This window comes from Planktothrix sp. FACHB-1355, assembly GCF_014748295.1.
GTDB classification, from domain to species: domain Bacteria; phylum Cyanobacteriota; class Cyanobacteriia; order Cyanobacteriales; family Aerosakkonemataceae; genus Aerosakkonema; species Aerosakkonema funiforme_A.
Genome location: NZ_JACJUP010001289.1, coordinates 1 through 1,855, shown reverse-complemented (window position 1 = coordinate 1,855; position 1,855 = coordinate 1). Strand labels below are relative to the sequence as shown.

General features: G+C 42.3%; 1 protein-coding gene. It reads left to right on the top strand.

Annotated elements, in window-relative coordinates; all coding sequences use genetic code 11:
- Positions 1 to 1,757, top strand: a 1,757-nt coding sequence (locus tag H6S82_RS31670) for a formyltransferase family protein (protein WP_242057195.1), incomplete at its 5' end; no start/stop codon positions are given.
- Positions 1,758 to 1,855 lie beyond the last annotated feature (98 nt).

Sequence of the window (1,855 nt, the reverse complement as noted above, 5' to 3'; positions counted from 1 at the left end):
AAGGACATCAAATATTGGGGATTATTTCTAGCGGTACATCAATTGACCGTTGGGCAACTGACCAAAAGATTCCTCTGTTTCAGGAAAAAGATGATTTAGTCAGTTTTTTAAGTCAGCAACCTTTTGATTATTTATTTAGTATTTATAATTTATCAATTTTGCCAAAAGAAATCTTGAAATTACCTCAAAAATATGCGATTAACTGCCATGATTCACTTTTGCCAAAATATGGAGGACTCAATGCACCATCTTGGGCAATTTTGAATCAAGAAAAAGTGCATGGCATCACCTGGCATCAGATCGACGATCTGGTAGATAGTGGCGATATCTTCAAACAGGTAACAATCGAGATCGATCCAAATGAAACAGCTTTTACCCTGATCGGTAAATGTTATCAAGCCGCGCTGGAGTCCTTTGTTGAATTAATTGATGAATTACAGCACGATACTATCATCCCAATCCCGCAGAATTTAGAGAAACGCAGCTATTTTTCAATTTCCCAAAAACCGAGCCCTGGATGCTTATTACCCTGGCATCGTCCTGCTGAAGAATTGAAAGCTTGGATGCGAGCGTTAGATTTTGGGAATTATCAAAATCTTTTGGGATTGCCGAAATTAGCGATCGCCAATACATTCATCATTGTTTCTCAATTGGAAGTGCTAGAAACAGCTTCTAGCGCTATCCCTGGCACCATTACCGCAATTGAATCGGAGCGTTTAATCGTTGCCACTGGAAGTTATGATGTTGCCCTCACGCAAATGCTGACTTTAGAAGGTAAAACCCTTTCTATCCCTGAGTTGGTGACAAGATTTAGATTACAGATAGGCGACTGCTTTGCAGAAATCGAACCAACTCAAACTCAGCATCTCAAGGAGATCGAAACTGCGATCGCCAAACATGAATCCTTCTGGGTAGAAAAATTAGCCACCTTACAGCCCATCGCTTCACCCGATCGCAATTGGCTTTATGGAAATCAAGATATCTTTTCTCCATTCCCCGGCGAAGAGATGGCAAGCCAAAACTGGCACATTCTACCCGAAATTGACGGCTTTTTAGCAAGTCATTTAAAAGGTTGCAATTTAGAAGAATTTCTCGTCGCTGCTTTCGCCGCCTATCTCGCTCGAACTGTAGAAACAGATGATTTCGATCTGGGATGGAGATTAACAACAAGTCAACGCCCTCATGGGGGGTTAGAAAATTTCTTTGCGGTTGACGTGCCTTTTCATCTCAAAATAGACCTGAAGCAAGGGATAAGGGAAGTCGTTAAGGCAGTGCAACAACAAATGCAATGGGTGGAACGTCGCCAAACTTATCCACGCGACATCCTACTCAGATATCCCGAACTTCAAGAATTACAAAAACTGAGGTTTCAGCATCAATTTCCAGTCACGATCGAACGAGTGGAAACTCTCGATCGCACTTCAAATTTATCGAGAATTGGCTTAACGTTTGTAATTCCAAAGACAGGGGAAAAATGCCGTTGTATATATGACACTGCTGCCTTCGATCGAGAAAGTTTTGACCGCTTTAGCAACTCGTTTACCACATTTGTTCGCAACCTGGTTATCGATAGCGATCGCTCTCTGGCTGAACTGCCTTTAATTTCGGAGCGAGAATGCGAGCGCCTCCTCCAACAGTGGAATTCTCCCTCATCCAATGCTTTGACAAATCTCACCATTCATCAATTATTTGAACAACAAGTATTGCAATGCCCGAATAGCATAGCCGTGCAATTTGAGAATCAAAAGCTTACCTAAGTAGTCGGACAAAAGTAATCGACACTGTATGAACTTTTGTTAAGGCACTTGCAGGAGTGCCTTCGCACAGCGTGCCGTAGGCATATCGTGCATCGGCA